18 protein-coding genes are annotated in these 16,292 nt (G+C 66.2%); 10 read left to right on the plus strand and 8 right to left on the minus strand.

What is annotated here, in order from left to right; all coding sequences use genetic code 11:
* Window positions 1-2 precede the first annotated feature (2 nt).
* From GVL61_RS13345 to GVL61_RS13355, 3 genes are all read right to left on the minus strand, one after another.
* On the minus strand, window positions 3-689 hold the full coding sequence (locus GVL61_RS13345) for a glutathione S-transferase family protein (RefSeq protein WP_159980817.1): 687 nt from the start codon (window positions 687-689) through the stop codon (window positions 3-5).
* Between the two features lie 109 nt (window positions 690-798).
* Window positions 799-1,449, minus strand: a complete 651-nt coding sequence (locus GVL61_RS13350) for a CoA transferase subunit B (RefSeq protein ID WP_159980819.1) — start codon at window positions 1,447-1,449, stop codon at window positions 799-801.
* Window positions 1,449-2,156 (minus strand): CoA transferase subunit A, encoded by a 708-nt coding sequence (locus GVL61_RS13355; protein ID WP_159980821.1) that lies wholly within the window; start codon window positions 2,154-2,156, stop codon window positions 1,449-1,451. The genes GVL61_RS13350 and GVL61_RS13355 overlap by 1 nt, the downstream gene beginning before the upstream one ends.
* A 107-nt stretch (window positions 2,157-2,263) precedes the next feature.
* On the opposite strand from GVL61_RS13355, the gene GVL61_RS13360 reads away from it, so the two are divergent.
* Both GVL61_RS13360 and GVL61_RS13365 read left to right on the plus strand, forming a co-directional pair.
* Window positions 2,264-3,151, plus strand: a complete 888-nt coding sequence (locus GVL61_RS13360; RefSeq protein ID WP_159980823.1) for a LysR family transcriptional regulator — start codon at window positions 2,264-2,266, stop codon at window positions 3,149-3,151.
* A gap of 102 nt (window positions 3,152-3,253) precedes the next feature.
* Window positions 3,254-3,841, plus strand: a complete 588-nt coding sequence (locus tag GVL61_RS13365; protein WP_159980825.1) for a hypothetical protein — start codon at window positions 3,254-3,256, stop codon at window positions 3,839-3,841.
* Window positions 3,842-3,939: 98 nt separating this feature from the next.
* On the opposite strand, the gene GVL61_RS13370 is transcribed toward GVL61_RS13365, so the two are convergent.
* From GVL61_RS13370 to flgE, 4 genes are all read right to left on the minus strand, one after another.
* Window positions 3,940-4,359 (minus strand): cytochrome c family protein, encoded by a 420-nt coding sequence (locus tag GVL61_RS13370; RefSeq protein WP_159980827.1) that lies wholly within the window; start codon window positions 4,357-4,359, stop codon window positions 3,940-3,942.
* A 100-nt stretch (window positions 4,360-4,459) separates the two neighbouring features.
* On the minus strand, window positions 4,460-5,368 hold the full coding sequence (locus GVL61_RS13375; RefSeq protein WP_159980829.1) for a flagellin: 909 nt from the start codon (window positions 5,366-5,368) through the stop codon (window positions 4,460-4,462).
* Between the two features lie 10 nt (window positions 5,369-5,378).
* Complete coding sequence (flgK, locus tag GVL61_RS13380; RefSeq protein ID WP_235037681.1) at window positions 5,379-7,472, minus strand: flagellar hook-associated protein FlgK; 2,094 nt, start codon at window positions 7,470-7,472, stop codon at window positions 5,379-5,381.
* Between the two features lie 29 nt (window positions 7,473-7,501).
* Complete coding sequence (flgE, locus tag GVL61_RS13385) at window positions 7,502-8,815, minus strand: flagellar hook protein FlgE (RefSeq protein WP_159980831.1); 1,314 nt, start codon at window positions 8,813-8,815, stop codon at window positions 7,502-7,504.
* A 191-nt stretch (window positions 8,816-9,006) separates the two neighbouring features.
* Here flgE and GVL61_RS13390 point away from each other — a divergent pair, with 191 nt between their 5' ends.
* The 5 genes from GVL61_RS13390 (at window position 9,007) to GVL61_RS13410 (ending at window position 13,452) form a co-directional block, all read left to right on the plus strand.
* Window positions 9,007-9,435 carry a flagellar biosynthesis repressor FlbT gene (locus GVL61_RS13390; protein WP_159980833.1) on the plus strand — a complete coding sequence of 143 codons (429 nt, stop codon included), beginning with the start codon at window positions 9,007-9,009 and terminating at the stop codon, window positions 9,433-9,435.
* Between the two features lie 57 nt (window positions 9,436-9,492).
* Window positions 9,493-10,833 carry a flagellar protein export ATPase FliI gene (gene fliI / locus GVL61_RS13395; protein ID WP_159980835.1) on the plus strand — a complete coding sequence of 447 codons (1,341 nt, stop codon included), beginning with the start codon at window positions 9,493-9,495 and terminating at the stop codon, window positions 10,831-10,833.
* Window positions 10,830-11,264 (plus strand): flagellar FliJ family protein, encoded by a 435-nt coding sequence (locus GVL61_RS13400; protein WP_159980837.1) that lies wholly within the window; start codon window positions 10,830-10,832, stop codon window positions 11,262-11,264. Before fliI ends, GVL61_RS13400 begins: the two co-directional genes overlap by 4 nt.
* Entirely contained in the window at window positions 11,261-12,226 is a 966-nt protein-coding gene (locus tag GVL61_RS13405) for a peptidoglycan-binding protein (RefSeq protein ID WP_159980839.1), read from the plus strand. Before GVL61_RS13400 ends, GVL61_RS13405 begins: the two co-directional genes overlap by 4 nt.
* 332 nt (window positions 12,227-12,558) lie before the next feature.
* Window positions 12,559-13,452: a sigma-70 family RNA polymerase sigma factor gene (locus GVL61_RS13410; RefSeq protein ID WP_159980841.1), complete on the plus strand. Its 894-nt coding sequence runs from the start codon at window positions 12,559-12,561 to the stop codon at window positions 13,450-13,452.
* Between the two features lie 18 nt (window positions 13,453-13,470).
* On the opposite strand, the gene flaF is transcribed toward GVL61_RS13410, so the two are convergent.
* Window positions 13,471-13,836 carry a flagellar biosynthesis regulator FlaF gene (gene flaF / locus GVL61_RS13415; RefSeq protein ID WP_159980843.1) on the minus strand — a complete coding sequence of 122 codons (366 nt, stop codon included), beginning with the start codon at window positions 13,834-13,836 and terminating at the stop codon, window positions 13,471-13,473.
* Between the two features lie 206 nt (window positions 13,837-14,042).
* On the opposite strand from flaF, the gene motA reads away from it, so the two are divergent.
* Genes motA through GVL61_RS13430 form a run of 3 tightly spaced genes read left to right on the plus strand, consistent with a single transcriptional unit; the run spans window position 14,043 to window position 16,264 of the window.
* Window positions 14,043-14,927, plus strand: coding sequence for a flagellar motor stator protein MotA (motA, locus tag GVL61_RS13420; protein WP_159980845.1), 885 nt, complete (start codon window positions 14,043-14,045; stop codon window positions 14,925-14,927).
* A gap of 16 nt (window positions 14,928-14,943) precedes the next feature.
* Complete coding sequence (locus tag GVL61_RS13425) at window positions 14,944-15,810, plus strand: flagellar motor protein MotB (RefSeq protein WP_159980847.1); 867 nt, start codon at window positions 14,944-14,946, stop codon at window positions 15,808-15,810.
* Between the two features lie 4 nt (window positions 15,811-15,814).
* Window positions 15,815-16,264, plus strand: a complete 450-nt coding sequence (locus tag GVL61_RS13430) for a hypothetical protein (protein ID WP_159980848.1) — start codon at window positions 15,815-15,817, stop codon at window positions 16,262-16,264.
* Window positions 16,265-16,292 lie beyond the last annotated feature (28 nt).

The following is a 16,292-nucleotide window of genomic DNA, read 5'->3' on the forward strand; positions in this document are numbered from 1 at the left end:
CGTCAGGCCCCGGTGCGATAGTCGGCGACGATCTCGCCTGCCTCGGCCAGTTCGGCTTCGTGGCCTTCCTCGCGCCAGTCCTCGGCCAAGGCTTCCTCTTCCCACTGGCGCATGGCCGGATGGGCCAGAACCGCATCGACCCAGGCCTGTCCGCGCCCCACGTCCAGCCCGTAAGTGCGGATGCGAAAGGCGACCGGAGCGTAGAAGGCATCGAGCGCGGTGAACTGCGCCCCGGCCAGCCACGGACCGCCGAAGCGGGACAGCCCCTCCTCAAAAATCTCGCGGACGCGGTAGACTTCCCGCACCAGCTGGCCGCTCATCGGGCGGGGCTTCACACGCACCCCCACGTTCATCGTGAAGGTGCCGCGAATGTTCAGAAAACCGCCGTGCATCTCGCAGACCGCGCTCTGGGCGAAGGCGCGCGCCGCCTCTTCCGCCGGCCAGACGCCGGGGTGACGATCGGCAAGGTACATGGCGATACCCAGCGAGTCCCACACGGTGCGGTCCTCATCGATCAGCGCAGGCACCTGCCCGGTGGGTGAAAAACTGCGGAAGGCGTCGTAGTTCACCGGCATGGTGAAGGGTTCCAGCTCGTCCTCGAAGGCGATGCCCAGCGCCTTCATCAGCACCCAGGGCCGCAGCGACCAACTGGAATAGTTTCGGTTCGCGGTGATCAGCGTATAGGTCAAAACCATTCCCTCTCAGCGTGGAGCGCGGGAAGGAATAGGGGCTGGTCGCCGCGATGGCGAGCCGATTTCGCCATGCGCCGTCCCGGGTATCGCCCGGGACGGCGTAGGCTCAGCTTACGTAGTGGGCGGTGGTCTTTGCGGCGATTTCCTCGGCGGTTACGCCGGGCGCCATTTCCACCAGCCTGAACGGGCTGTCGTGGTCGGGGCGCTGGAACACGGCGAGGTCGGTAATCACCATGTCCACCACGTTGCGGCCCGTCAGCGGCAGAGTGCACGCCGGGATGAACTTGGGGTCGCCGTTCTTGGAGGTATGCTCCATCACGACGATGATCTTTTTCACGCCGGCGACGAGGTCCATCGCGCCGCCCATGCCCTTGATCATCTTGCCGGGGATCATCCAGTTGGCGATGTCGCCGTTCTCGGCCACTTCCATCGCGCCCAGCACCGTCAGGTCGATATGGCCACCGCGGATCATGCCGAAGCTGGCCGCGCTGTCGAAGTAGGCGGAGTGCGGCAGTTCGCTGATCGTCTGCTTGCCGGCGTTGATGAGGTCGGGATCGACTTCGTCCGGGTAAGGGAACGGGCCGATGCCCAGCATCCCGTTCTCGCTCTGCAGCGTGACGGTAATGTCCTTGGGCACGTAGTTCGCCACCAGCGTAGGGATGCCGATGCCGAGGTTCACATAGAACCCGTCTTGCAGTTCCTTCGCCGCGCGGGCGGCCATTTCGTTGCGGCTCCAGCCCTTCGATGCCTCGGACATCAGACAGCCTCCCTTTCGCGGGTCGTCGTGAATTCGATCTTCTTGTCGTAGGGCGCGCCCACGACGATGCGCTGGACGAAAACGCCCGGCAGGTGGATCGCATCGGGATCGAGGCTGCCCACCGGCACGATCTCCTCGACCTCCACCACGCAGACCTTGCCGCAGGTGGCGGCAGGCACGTTGAAGTTGCGCGCGGTCTTGCGGAACACGACGTTGCCGGTTTCATCGGCCTTCCAGGCCTTGATGATGGAAAGGTCGGCAAAGATGCCTTCCTCAAGGATATATTCCTCGCCGCCGAAGACCTTCACTTCCTTGCCCTCGGCGACCTGCGTGCCGACGCCCGTCTTGGTATAGAAGCCGGGGATGCCCGCGCCGCCGGCACGCATGCGCTCGGCCAGCGTGCCCTGCGGGCAGAACTCCACCTCAAGCTCTCCGGCCAAGTACTGGCGTTCGAACTCCTTGTTCTCGCCCACATAGGACGAGATCATCTTCTTGACCTGCTTCGTGCGCAGCAGCTTGCCGATGCCTTCGTTGTCGATGCCGGCATTGTTCGAGGCGAACGTCAGGTCCTTCACGCCCGAATCGCGCATTGCGTCGAGCAGCCGTTCCGGGATTCCGCAAAGGCCGAAGCCGCCGCTCGCGACTAGCAGGCCGTCCTTCAGCACGCCTTCCAGCGCAGCCTCGGCACTGGGATAGATCTTGTTCATGAGGCAAATCCTCTTCCGATTGCGGCGACGAGGCTAGTCTTGCTCTATCATTACGAATAACGATTATTTTTTATCAATTCTGATAAGCATAATCTATGATTTGAGCCATGAAGCGCATTGCCCTGTTCCATCTCGAAACGCTGATGTGGATCGACCGCCTCGGCACATTCGCCGCCGCCGCGCAGCGCCTCAACACCACCCAGCCCGCCATTTCGGCCCGCGTTCGCGAAATCGAGGAACAGCTTGGCGTCCCCCTGTTCCAGCGCGAGGGGCGGCGCATGGTGCTTTCCGCGCGCGGGCGGCGGCTGGTGCAGGCCAGCGAGCCGCTCTACCACGGCTTGGAGCAGGTGCTGCTGGAGGCGAGCGATTTCGCCGGGGCCACGGCGGCGGTGCGCATCGGCTCGGGCGAGATCGCCGCGGCAAGCTGCCTGCCCGCGTTCATACAGGCGATCGAGCACGACCGGCCCGGCGTGACCATGGAACTGGAAATCGACCTCACCGCGCCGCTGCTGCAGCAATTGCTGGCGGGCACGCGCGACATCGTGTTTCTCGCCGGGCCCGTCGCCAGTCCGGGAATGCGCACCGCGCCGATCGGCTCGGTGGAACTGGTCTGGGCGGCGGGCCCGGCGGTGGCGGCGGCCGGAGGTTTTGCGCGGGGCCTGCCGGTATGGTCGCTGCCCGAACACTCGCCTCTGCACGCGGTCATGCACGAGGGTCTTGAGGCCCACGGCATCGCCCCGCGCGCGCTGCACACCTGCAACAACGTGCGCACCCTTATAGAAATCGTCGCCGGTGGACAGGGCGCCGCCGTCCTGCCCGAGACGATGGTGCGCGGCGCGCTCGCCGCCGGGACCTTGCATGAGATCCTGCCGCGCCCGGCCCAGCACGTTCACTTCGAGGCCGCGATCCGCACCCGCGAACGCGACCCGGTGATCCTCGACCTCTTCGCACGGGCGTCCCGGCTCACCATCGACCCTTCGACAGGCTCAGCCTGAGCCTGTCGAACGCCACGGCTCAAAAACCGTAATCTCAGGTTCAGCTTCGCAGCGGCAGCATCGGCAGTGCAAAGGGTCGAGTCACGAAGGAGCATCATCCCAATGCGAATGCCCCAGAAGAAGTACCTCCTTGGCGCTGCCGCGCTTGCCCTGCTGGGCGCGGGCGTAGCCGAAGCCGCTACTGCCAGACTTCACACCATGAACGTGGAGGCGCCCGATGGCTCAGTGGTCCACGTCCAATATACCGGCGAGGTTGCACCCCGGGTCCGGGTAGTCCCTGCCGATGCCGTGACGCCTGCGGACATGCCCATGATGGGCGATCCCTTCGCCCATATGGACCAGATTTCGGCGATGATGGATGCGCAGGTGAATGCCATGATGCAGCGCGCTGCCCTCATGCAGCAGCAGGCGGCAGCAAATGGCAATGCCGCCGGCGCACCGGGCTTCACCGCCGCATCCGATACGCCGCAAGGCATGCAGATGACCTATTATTCAACCTCGACCGACGCCAATGGCTGCACCCGCTCGGTGTCGTACAATTCTGACGGTTCGGGCGAGGCGCCGAAGATGACGCAGGCCGCATCGGATGGCTGCGATGCCGCCAGGCCCGGCAGCCAGGCGATTCCCGCGAAGGCCGAAGTCCCGGTCGGCCAGCAGGCTCCCAAGGAGGCCCTCGGCCCCAAGGTCTGAATTTTTCCAGAGCGTCCTTTCGTCCCCTTGGGACGCCTGGAATGACAGGGCCTTGCGCACGAAAGCGCGCAAGGCCCTTTTTCATGCCTGCGCGATTCCTATTTCAGCGTCTCGAGATAATCGATGATCGCCTTGCGCTTTGCCGGGTCGGAAACCGGCAACACCATCTTCGTCCCCGGAACCATCTTCATCGGCCCCTGCAGCCAGGTATCGAGGCTGGCCCGGTCCCAGGTGATCCCGGAATTTTTCAGCGCCGGGCTGAAGGCATAACCCGGCACGTCCCCCGCCTTCGACCCGCCGATGCCCGCAAGCGTGGGCCCGATCCCGTTCTGGCCGGGCTGGGTGGAATGGCACGAGCGGCACACTGCAAAGGCAGGCGGCGCCGGGTCGACGATCGCAGACGCGGGCGTAGGGGATGCGCTGGGCGTTGCGGCCTCGTCAGGGGCGCTGCCGCCGCAGGCCGTCAGCAGCAGGGACAGCGGAATCGCCAAAACCGAGGCTTTGCGTGTCGTCGTCATAGGGCATCTCCTTGCCGGAGCGGGGTAATATAGGCAAGCCGGCAAGGGAAGCGTTCGGTTGGACGGGGCCCTCGACAAGGCCGGAAGCCCAGCCCCCGGATCAGTCGAGGAAGTTCACCAGAGACATCGAACTAAGCTGCGAGAAGACCGAGTAGCTGGCCTGGAGGATGGTCTGGCGCTGGGTAATGTCGATGGCGACCTGCCCCAGGTCGGCGTCTTCGACCGAGCCGATCACACTGGTCAGCAGGTCCACGCGGTCTTCCGCGCGGGTGGCGAGCGTCTCCACTTGTGCCTGCTTGCGGCCATTGGAAGCATTGACCGAACGTACGCCGGTAATGCCGGTGTCCAGCAGGTCCAGCGCGGCGGTGATGGCGGCCTTCTGGTCGTCGGTCAGGGTTTCGCCGAAGGGCCCGGCTTCCGCCAGCGCGCGGAAAGCGGGGATGAGCTTGCCTGCAACGTCACTGGCGCCGATGCCGTATGCGACGTCCACACCCTCGCCCGCACGGGTCGACTGGCGCACGCCGTCGTTCCCGAATGCGTCCGCCGCGTCGAGACCGATGGTGTCCTGAAGGGTTTGCGGGATGAACGGCGTGTCCGAGGTCTGGGAGCCGGCGAACATGGGGACGCCGCCTTCCTTGGCATTGAGCGAGGCGCGCAGGCCCGAAAAGGCGTCCTCGATCATTTCCTGAAGGCCGGGGGAGTTGCCCGTGCCCACCGCGCTGAACAGTTCCTCGCGCAGGTCCGCCATCGAGCTGTCGATCTGCTCGAGGTTCGCCTGGTACAGCGAAAGCGTGGTAGAGACGCGGCTGATGTTGGTCTTGTAGGTTTCCTGCGTCGCCAGCATCGAACGCGCGGACAGGGTGCGCACCGCATCGAGGCCCAGCCCGGCGTAATCGTTCACCTTCTTTTCGGTGGCCAGCTGCAACTGGCTGGTGGCGAGGCTCTGCTGCGAGCGCTGGATCGCGCTGGAAAGCGTCTGTTGCAGCGGAACGGTGGCTACGCGGGTCATCGTCGTGTCCTCAGAGCATGTTCAGCAGGGTGTCGTACATCTGCGAGGCGGTGGTCATCACCCGCGCGGCGGCGGAATAACTGTTCTGCAGCACGACCATTTGCGCCAGTTCCTCGTCGATGTTGACGCCGGAGTAGGAATCGCGCCGGTTCACCGTGTCGCTCAGGCGGGCCGAGGCGTCGTCCGCTGCGGTCTTCGCCAGCGAGGCGGCAGACCCGGCGCTGCCGAGCAGGCGGCTGGCGAAGCTGGAGATCGTGGAACTGCCGTCCTTGCCGAAATCGGCGGTGGCAGCGAGCGCGTCGACGAAGGCATTGGCGCCGCGGATATCGCCCGCGCCGATCGCCTTCGTACCGATCGCCGCGTCCAGCTGCAGCCGGGCCAGCGGCAGGCGCGTGGTGTCGTTCAGGATCGCGGCGGGCACTTCGGCGGTACGCAGTCCGCTTGCCGCCCCGGTCAGGCCCGAGAGCGCCGAGAACGAAAGGCCGGTGCCGTTGCGGTCTGTCGAATCCGAGGGGATCGAGATTGTCGCCCCCGCGCTGGAGGTCTTGGCGGTGAAGGCAACGCGGCCCCGGTCGTCGAGCGCGAACGTACCAAAGGCGCCCAGCGTGCCTGAATTCAGGTCGCCGATAAGGTCGCCCCAGGTAGAGCCGGTGTCTCCGCTCAGCGTCTGGGTGGCAAGGACTTTGCCCGAAGCATCGCGCAGCACGATCTGGGCGGTTTCGCCTGCGCCGAAGCCGTGGGGATCGGTAGCGGTGAAGCCGGACGGGGCGAGCGCGCTGTCGCTCGAACGAACGAGGTTGTTGAGGCCGAAGAACTGCGAGAAGCCCACCCCGGCGCGGTCGCTCGGGGCATCCGCGTCCTGCGCGACGGCAACCCCGTAAGCGCTGGACGCAGCAGCGATGGAAAGCACCCCGTCCTCGATGCTGGCAGTGGCCATGGGCGAGAGCCCGGCGTTAATCGCCGCTACCGCGTCATCCACCGTGGCGCCGGAACCCAGCGCATCGAAATCGACGGTGGTCCTGGCCACCAGCGTCCCGTCCTTCGCCAGCACCGCGAACGTCGCCTTGCCGGTGAAGCCGAGCCGGTCGCTGCCGATCAACCCGTTGGCCTGCCCGGTGAGGGTCTGCGGCGGGGGCAGCGTGGTGCCCTCGTTGGCGACCTTGTTGAGCGTTTCGGCAAGGCCGCTGAACAGCTGGCCCAATTGCTCGGAGAAATTGGGCAGCGCGCGGTCGCGCATGTCGAGCAGGCCGCCCAGCTTGCCGCCGACAGCCGTGGAATCGATCTTCTCGCCAGTGGAGGCGCCCATCGAGCCGTCGGCATTGGTAAAGCGGATGTCGATCGGCGCATAGCTGGCCTGCGAGACGGCGACGCCCGAGGCATAGCTCAACTGGCGCAGGCGCTTGTCGAGCAGGACCTGACCCGAGGCCGTGTCGATGGTGACGCGGCCGTCGGGCTGCTCGCGCACGCTGACGTCTACCAGGCCGCTCAGTTCCTCCAGCGCCGACATGCGCGAATCCGCCGCGCCGGACGTGGTGAGGCCAAGGCCCTGCAGGCGCGATACTTCGTTGTTGAGGTCGTGGATCTTGCTCAGCAGCACGTTGACCCGGCCGACCGTGTCCGAAACCTCGCTCTCGACATCGGCCTGCAGATTGGCGACGTCGCCCTGCAATCCGCTCAGCGTGTCGATGGTGTCGGAAACAGTACCAGTGAACTGGGCAATCGCCTCGGGCGAGCCTTGCAGCCCGGCGATCTCGGAAACCGAACTGGAGATCGCGGTCAACCGCGCCGCCAGCCCCGAGGCACTGCTGGGCGAGCCGAGCAGCGACTGCAGGCGGTCGAGATAATTCGACACCGCGTCCGTTCGCCCGGCGGTTCCCGCACGGTCGTAGACCGCGTTTTCGAGAAACTTGTCCGCCACCCGCGACGGTTCGCCGACGACCACGCCGTTGACGTTGCCGCCTGCCACCGACGCGCTCTGCGCCAGCTTCTGCCGCGCATAGCCGGGGGTGTTGACGTTCGCGATGTTCGTCGAGACCGTCTGCATCCCGGCCTGCGAGGCCGAGAGCCCCGACATGGCGGAACTGAGGATCGAGTTGATGGACACGGGTCAGGCCGCCTTGATCGCCGCCGGGCTCAGCGCTTCAGGTTGCTCACTTCCTGAAGCATGTCGTCGACCGTGGTGATGATCTTGGACGAGGCCGAGTAAGCGCGCTGGAACAGGATCATGTTCGAGAACTCCGCCGCCAGATCAACGTTCGAGGCTTCGAGCATGCTGGCAGAAAGCGTGCCGCCGCCGACCGTGCCCGGCTCGTTGATGGCCACGTTGCCCGACTGTTCGGAAACGAGATAGGCATTGCCGCTGATGCGCGTCAGCCCGTCCGGGTTCTGGAAGGTGGCGAGCGGAAGCTGGTAGATCGGGCGCGAGGTGCCGTCGTCGAACACGGCACTGACCACGCCCTTGTCGGAGATCTTCACCGAGGCGACCGTGCCCAGCATGCCGCCGTCGACCGTCGAGGAAAGCAGCGCCGAGGTGCTGCCGAACTGGGTCAGCCCATCAAGCCCGCCATTGCGGCCCATGTTGAGGCTGATCGGGGTGGAACCGGCACCGTTGGACCAGGTGATGTCGAGATCGCCCAGCAGCGACTGCGCCGTACCCAGGTTGAGGCTGCCGTCGGCATTGAAGCTGATCGAGCCGCTGGCAAGCAGGCCGGAGGCAGGTACCGCGTTGCCGTCGATCGTGGTGATGTCGGCCGGATCGCCGGTAACTTCGGTCGCCCAGGTGTTCGCGCCGGTCTTGGCGAAGTTGAAAGTCAGCGAGTGCGAGGTGCCCTGCGCGTCATAGACTACTACCGAGCGCGAGAACTGCGGGCTGAGAGTGCCGCTGCTCATGTCGCCTGCCGTGTAGGCAGCGACCGGCTCTGCGGTAGAATCGAGGTTCGCGCGCAGCTGGATCGCGGTGGTCGGGGTTGCCGCACCGGTCAGCGCGTTGGGGCGGATCGGCTGCAGCGCAGCCTCGCTGCCGTTGTTGACGTAGGATGCGTTCGCATCGAGCGGCCAGCCCATCAGGTAATAGCCGGCGGTGTTGCGCAGATAGCCCGAGGAGTCCGTGGTGAACGATCCGGCGCGGGTATAGGCAGTGGTGCCGCCCGCATCCGGGCTGGAGCGCACGACGAAGAAGCCCGCGCCGTCGATGCCGATGTCGGTCAGGCTGCTCGACGCCTGAAGCAGGCCCTGCTTGGAAATCAATGCCTTGGGCGTCGCGGTGACGCCGCCGGCGGAATAGCTGCTGCTGAGCGAACCACCGGTGACCAGCGTCTCGAACTGGGCGGAGACGCCCTTGTAGCCGATCGTGTTCACATTGGTGATGTTGTCCGCAACCGTGGCCATGGCGCTCGACTGCGCGCTGAGACCGGAAACGCCGGCATAAAGAGCGGAATAGAGGCTCATGTATATTCTCCTGTGCGTGCGGACGGGCAGCAGCCTCGCGGGACCGGACACAGGCATTGTAGGATGAAAACCTATCTGGCGGTCCCTTCCCGCAGGAAAATGAAGGATGCGGCAAAATTTGCCCACCTGCCATGCACAGAGGTGTTTTCTATCCTATAATGCGGAAGTCTAAAATTAGGGCTTGGCTGGACATGACGCTTCGCATTTCGCTTCGCAACGGAGAGCCGGTGATCGTGAACGGCGCGGTCCTGCGCGCGGTCGGCCGCACCGATCTCGTCCTCGAGAACGGCGCGACGATCCTGCGCGGGCGCGAGGTGATGAAGCCGCAGGATGCCGATACCCCGGCCAAGCAGCTCTATTTCGCCTGCATGATGGCCTATATCGACCCCGCCGACATCGCCCGTCACCAGCAGACCCTGCTCCAGCGCCTCGAAACGCTGATGACGGCGCTGGAATCGCCAGAAGCCAAGGGCGTGTGCGTCCACTTCGCGGAGAAGGTCGCAATCGGCCAGTTCTATCAGGCGCTGGGTGAATGTCGCTGGCTGATCGCCTACGAGGCCGACGCCCTGGCCCGCGTCCCCCCTGCCCCGGCCCCCGAAGCAGCCACGCCCGCCGCCTGACGGGAGCGCCCGGGGGATGATCCGCCTTTCGTCATTGCCAGCGGCAACGCAGGCACCATGAGCACTCTGGCCTCCGCCGCCGAAGGCCTGCGCATGCAGGCACCCGACCAGCGCTACGGCCGCGTCGTCGCGGTGCGCGGCGCGTTGATCGAGGTCGACGGCCTCGCCGGAGCCGCGCGCATCGGCTCACGCGTGACGCTGCGTTCGCACGCCGGCAATGTCGAGGCCGAGGTGATCGGGCTCGACCACGGCATCGCCCACTGCATGCCCTTCAACGAGCCTGAGGGCATCGCCTCGGGTTCGCGCGCCGATCTTTCCGCCGGACAGGCCGCGCTGCGACCTTCCGCGGGATGGCTTGGCCGCGTGATCGACGGGCTTGGCCGGCCGGTCGATGGCAAGGGACCATTACCGCAAGGCCCCGTCCAGCGCCGCATCAAGGCCGCGCCGCCGCCCGCTTCGTCACGCGCCAGAGTGGGGTCGCGCATCGAAACCGGCGTGCGTGCGCTCGACCTGTTTGCGCCGCTGTGCCGTGGTCAGCGCCTGGGCCTCTTCGCGGGCTCGGGTGTGGGTAAATCCACCCTGCTCTCGATGCTGGCACGCTGGACGGAGTGCGACGTCGCGGTGATCGGCCTGATCGGCGAGCGCGGCCGCGAAGTGCAGGAATTCATCCAGGACGACCTTGGCGAGGAAGGCCTCGCCCGCAGCGTGGTCGTCGTTGCGACCTCCGACGAGCCGGCCCTGCTGCGCCGTCAGGCCGCGTGGACGACACTTGCGGTGGCCGAGCATTTCCGTGACGAAGGCTCCGAAGTGCTGTGCCTGATGGACTCGGTCACCCGCTTCGCCATGGCCCAGCGCGAGATCGGCCTGGCCGGCGGCGAACCGCCCGCGACCAAGGGCTACACCCCCACCGTCTTCGCAGAACTGCCGCGCCTGCTGGAACGCGCCGGGCCTGGCGTCGCCGTGGACGGATCGGCACCCCAGGGCACGATCACCGGCCTGTTCACCGTGCTGGTGGACGGCGACGACCACAACGAGCCGGTCGCCGACGCGGTACGCGGCATCCTCGACGGTCACGTCGTCATCACCCGCCAGATCGCCGAGCGCGGGCGCTATCCCGCGATCGACGTGCTGCGTTCGGTCTCACGCACCTTGCCGCATTGCCTGAGTGCGGAAGACAATGCCCTGCGCCTTGCGGCCCGCCGCGAATTGTCGACGTGGAAGGACATGGAGGAGATGGTGCGCCTCGGCGCTTACCGTGCAGGTTCCAGCGTGGAAGTCGACCGCGCCGTCGCCATAGCTCCTCGTATCGAAGGCTTGCTGCAGCAGGATCGGCTGGCACGCAGTTTCGCCGCGCAGGACTTCGCGGCGCTGGCCGCAATTCTGGAAGGCTCGCCATGAAGACGCCTTACGACGCCGCGATGCGCGTGCGCCAACGCGAACTGGACGAAGTCAGCACCGCGATCCGCGCCGAATCCGGAACGCTGAGCGTGCTTGAGCAGGAGCGCGAACGGCTGCGGGCAGCGCTGCGCAGCGAGGCCCAGGTCGCGGCGGAACTCGCGCTGTGTTCGCAGGCATGGCAGGGCCGGATGCGCGGCCAGGGCCGCCAGCTCGGCGTCCTTCAGGCGCAGGTACAGGAACGGATTGAGCAGCTGCGCGAAGTGGCCATCGATGCTTACGGTACGTTGCGCAGCATCGAAACTGCGGCAGAAGACTACCGCCGCGATGCCGCCCGCATCGAGGCCACCGCCGAACAGTCTGCGAGCGACGATCTGGGCGCCGTCGCCTTCATCAAGGCGCGCCGCTTGATCCAGCGTGAAGGCCCGCGATGATCGACGGGCCGCAGTCCTCCGGCGTCGGCGCGTCCAACCTGACGGCGGCGCAGAAGGCGAACCTTATCTACAACGAGGCGCGCAGCGAGCTTTCGGGCCGGCTCTGGCGCGCCGCCCTCGGTTCTGCCGAGGACGATGGGCGCGCCCAGCCAGTGCCCGGGCAGATGGCTGCGGGAACGACGGGCGAGCCCATCGGGCTGGACCGGCTGCTGGCGATGCTCGCTCCCGCAACCCATGCCGAGGCGGCCGCTTCAGCGGCGGTAACGCCCCAGACCGCAAACGAGCCCCCTGCCATCCCCGTCAGCGACGATGCCGTGATCGCGATGCAGGACGGGCCGAACGCGCGCTATGCCGGGATGCTCGATGCCGCCGCCGCACGCACCGGAATTCCCGCTTCCGCGCTCGCCGCGATCGTCGATGCCGAGGCGGCCAAGGGCGCCGGAGGCACCTGGCAACCCTATTCGCGCAACCCCCGATCGAGCGCGGCGGGCCTCGGCCAGTTCCTGAACAAGAGCTGGGAAGGCGAGGCCGAACGTGCCGGCACCTGGCTCAACACTACCGCGCACGCCAACGGATGGCTCAACGCGAAAGGGCAGATAAAGTCAGAAAGCCGCTCTGCGCTGCTGGCGCTGCGGTATGATCCGCGCGCCTCGATCGAGGCGGTGGCCGACTACGCCAGCGCCAATGTCGAGGCACTGCGCGGATCGGGTGTACAGATCGGCGGCGAGGTTTCAGAGGTGGCACGGGCTGCCTATCTCGGCCACCACCTCGGCCTCGGCGATGCGCGGCGCTTCCTTGCGGGCGGCCTGGCACCGGAGCGCGCGCGCAGGCTGCTCAATGCGCAAGTCGGCGGGACGGATACCGAGCGGCGCATCGCGAAAGCGGGCGGCGCGGTGGCAGCCCACCGGACATGGCTGCTCGATTACGTAGGACGCCACGTGCGCCCGGAAAAGTTCGCCTGACCGGCCATAACGCCGTCGCTGCTTGTGGCGGCGGAAAAAGGCCCCCTCACCCCGATCCCCAGCTCCCGCGAAGGCAGAAGTCTTCGCTTTTTTCGCAGCCGGCATCGGGAAGGAAATCCGCCTTCCCGGCACCTTCAAAAGCCTTTGATTGAGGGCAAACCAGCACCGCGCCGAAGGTCAAATCCGACCCGTTGGACGGCTCCAGGGGAGCGGCACGTTATCGCACGCTAGTGGATAACTCCGATATAGGATTGTTGGTTCCCGAATTATAGGAATATATTCTGACTTCGTGGACGTGGTGCAAGGGGCCCCGCGCGCCGCAGGGGTTCTTCATGTCTAAGATCACTGCCGCCCTCGAGGCATCAGTCGCGACGGTCAGGGACAACACACCGCCGGAAGGCACCGCACAGACCCGGCGCCAGCGGGCCTGTGTCGACCATGCCTTCGCCCGGATTCTCAAACTGATCGCGCCGCGAATCCGCCATTTCATCCGCCAGTACGGGCTTGCCGGGCACTGGGACGATGCCGAGCAGTGCTGCGCCATCGCCGTCCACCGCGCGATTCTGGGTTACGAGCCGGAGAAGGCACAGTTCACTACGTTCGTGAACTGGCAGATCCGCGGCGAACTGCAGAGTCTGCGCTTCCGCGTCATGACCGACCAGCGCCCCTCGGCCCGCAAGGTCGAGGCAACCACCGTCTCGCTCGACGCGATCACCGGCGGCGAGGATGGCGAAGGCCTGTCGATCCTTTCCGCCATCGCCGATGAAGACGCGCTCGGTCGCACCGAGGCCGGGGCGTCAGACTACCTTGCCCAGGCAGCGATGAATGCGCTGACCGAAAGCTATGTCGAGCATCTGCGCAATTCCGGCCTAGAACGTATTCGCCGCCGCGCTCACAACGCCCAGCCCAAGCCGGTGAAGGCCAGCAAGCGCCCGGAGAATTCCGCCGCGGCCCCGCCGGTTCGGCGGCCGGGCCGACCGCCGCTCGATCCTGCGGAATTGACTGAATTGGAACAGCGCCTCGAACACAATCGGCAGGTCGTCGAGGGCCGCCTGTTCGAGTCTGCCCCGCCGCTCGATCTGGGCGAGGACGAAACCGGCCTGGCCCGCGAACGCGTGCGTCAGGTCGCCAAGCGCGCAGCCAAGACCATGAGTGACCTTGCCGTCTGCGACCCGCGCTTCTCGCTCATGGCCGAATACCGGCAAGCGATGCTCGCCGCACACTGACCTTTCAGGCTGCGGATTTCAGGCTGGAGCGCCGCCGTTTTCATTGGACAGTCCGTCAATCACGGCGCGGTTGACGGAGATCAGTTCATCGATCGCCTCGCGTCCGGTGATCACCAGCGAAGTGTACTTGTCCACCCACAGGCCGAGCGAGATGATCCCGGCGCGCAGCTCGGCGGGCAACCCGTTTTCCGGGGACTGGCACAAGTTGCGGAAGATCGTCCACGCCTGCCGGTTGCGGTGAAGCGCGGGGGCCAGCTTCACTCCGGCAAGACCGGCATCTCGCGCGGCGATCATCTCGCCGGTGATTTCGCTCATCAGCCGGTATTCCGTGCTGCGCGGCGTGGCAGCGACTTTCTGAGCGCGGACATAGGCATTGACGGACATCGCGGGGGCTCCGGCTACGACATGGCCGTTCCGAGAGGGGCACTCGGGCCGGCGCCTCTTCCATATAGGATGATCGAAGGCGAAGCGGTCGCGCCTTGCACATCGGCGGCGGAAAATGCGCTCGTCGCACCGCATCTCAGCACACCGTCCTATAACTAAGCCTACAGACCGCGCGCGCGGTCCCCCTATTTGCGGACTTCCTTTTCATGCTGAACATCGTCGGCCTTGTCGTCATCCTGCTGTGCGTCTTCGGCAGCTTCCTGATGTCGGGCGGCAGCATGACGGTCATCTTCCACGCGCTGCCGCACGAGATGATGGCCATCGCCGGCGCTGCGCTGGGCGCCTTCGTGCTCGGTAATTCGGTGACGACGCTGAAGAAGAGCTGGGCCGGCGTGGTCCGCGTGTTCAAGGGTAACCGCTGGAAGGAGGCCGACTTTCGCGACCTCCTCGCCCTGCTCTACACCCTGCTGGCGACGTTCCGCAAAGGCGGCGCCAATGCCATCGAACCGCATCTGGACGCGCCTGCCGAAAGCCCGATCTTTTCGCGCTATCCCAGCCTGCTGAAGGACCATGAACTGATCGAGTTCATCTGCGACTACCTGCGCATGATGACCGTCAACTTCGAAGACCCGCACCAGCTGGCCGAGGCGATGGAAGGCGACATGGAGCGCCACCACCACGAAGAAATGGCGCCGCAGCACGCGATCCAGATGATGGCCGACGGCCTGCCCGCCATCGGCATCGTCGCCGCCGTTCTGGGCGTCATCAAGACGATGAGTTCGATCGACCAGCCCACCGAAGTCCTGGGTGCGATGATTGGCGGCGCGCTGGTCGGCACGTTCCTGGGCGTGCTTCTGGCCTACTGCCTCGTCGGCCCGATCGCGCAGAAGCTGCAGCAGATCATCGATGCCGACTTCAAGCCATTCCTCATCGTCAAGACGGCGATCATCGGCCATGCGCAGGAGCAGCCCACCGAAGTGGCCATCGAGCTGGCCCGCCGCATGACGCCGTCGCCTTACGCGCCCAGCTTCCAGCAGATGGAAGCGGCGCTGGAGGCGGTGAAGGATCAGCTCAATGCCGCTCCGGCCTGACCGGGCGCGCTAGGCCATGGCTGGAAAAGACCCCAACAAACGCCCGATCGTAATCCGCAAGGTTAAGAAGGTGGTCGGCGGCGGCCATCACGGCGGCGCATGGAAAGTCGCCTATGCGGACTTCGTGACCGCCATGATGGCCTTCTTCATGCTGCTGTGGCTGCTGGCCAACCCCGACGAGGTACAGCTCAAGGGACTGGCCGAATACTTCTCGCCGGAAACCCAGAAGACAAGCCTCTCGACCACGCTAAGCGACCGCCCCGGCGCGCAGCCGGGCGCGGGCGGGCATGGCCGCAACAACCAGTCATCCGACAGCGAAGCTCACGGGCAGCCCGCTGCCGAAGCGGGGGCCGAAGGCGTCTCGCGCGGGGGTACGGCCGACGTGCCCGAAGCCGCGCTGCGGGTCATGGCGGAGGAGATGAGGGTCGAGTTGGAGCCGCCGCTCGATTCCAACCAGGGAAATCATAACATCGACGTGCGCCCCAGCCGCGAAGGCATGCGCATCCATCTGATCGACAGCCCGCAACGCTCGATGTTCAAGGGCAGCACCGCACAGCTCAACGACTTCGCCAAGGCCATGCTGGCCCGCGCCGCCCGCAAGCTGGCGGGCATCGACGCGCGCATCGCGATCGAGGGTCACACCGACGGCAGCGGCGGCAACAGCGAAGCCAACTGGAACCTCTCGGCCCAGCGCGCCCTCGCGGCGCGATCGGCGATGGTAGCGGCAGGGCTGCCGGCGGACCACTTTTCGGAAGTCGTCGCCAAGGCGGGCACCGAGCCGGTCTATCCCGAGGCCCCCGACCGTCCGGAAAACCGGCGGATCACCATCGTCGTCATGGCTCAGGCGGGCGCTCTGCCCCGCGACGCCAGTTTCAAGTTCTGAGGCCATGATAAAGCGCATCGGCATAGGTATCGCAGCGGTGATCGCAGGCCTTGGCGTCGGCGGGGCCGGGGCGTGGGGCGTCTCGCACTATCTGCCGCAGTTCGTCGGCGGCGCCGCGCACGGCAAAGCCGAGACGAAAGTCGAAACCGCGTTCGTGCCTGCGGGCGAGATCCTTGCACCGCTGGTCTTCGCAGACGGGCGACTATCGGGCTACGTCACCTTCGAATGCCAGCTGGAAGTGCCCAGGGACGCGAGCGAGGAGGTCGGCGCGAAGCTGCCTCTGCTGCTCAATGCGATCAATCTGCGTACCTACCGCAGTCCGCTCGCCAGCGGACCGGACGGGCTGGTCCCCGGCCTGGACGCCTTCCGCAAGGTGGTGATGGAAGCCGCGGTGGAAGTCTACGGCAAGGGCGTGGTGCGTTCGGTCGCGGTGACGCGGGCCTCTCCGGCGTAGCTGGAGCGCTCCCCCTGAGGGAAAGAGC

It is taken from the genome of Novosphingobium sp. 18050 (genome assembly GCF_902706195.1).
GTDB lineage: Bacteria > Pseudomonadota > Alphaproteobacteria > Sphingomonadales > Sphingomonadaceae > Novosphingobium.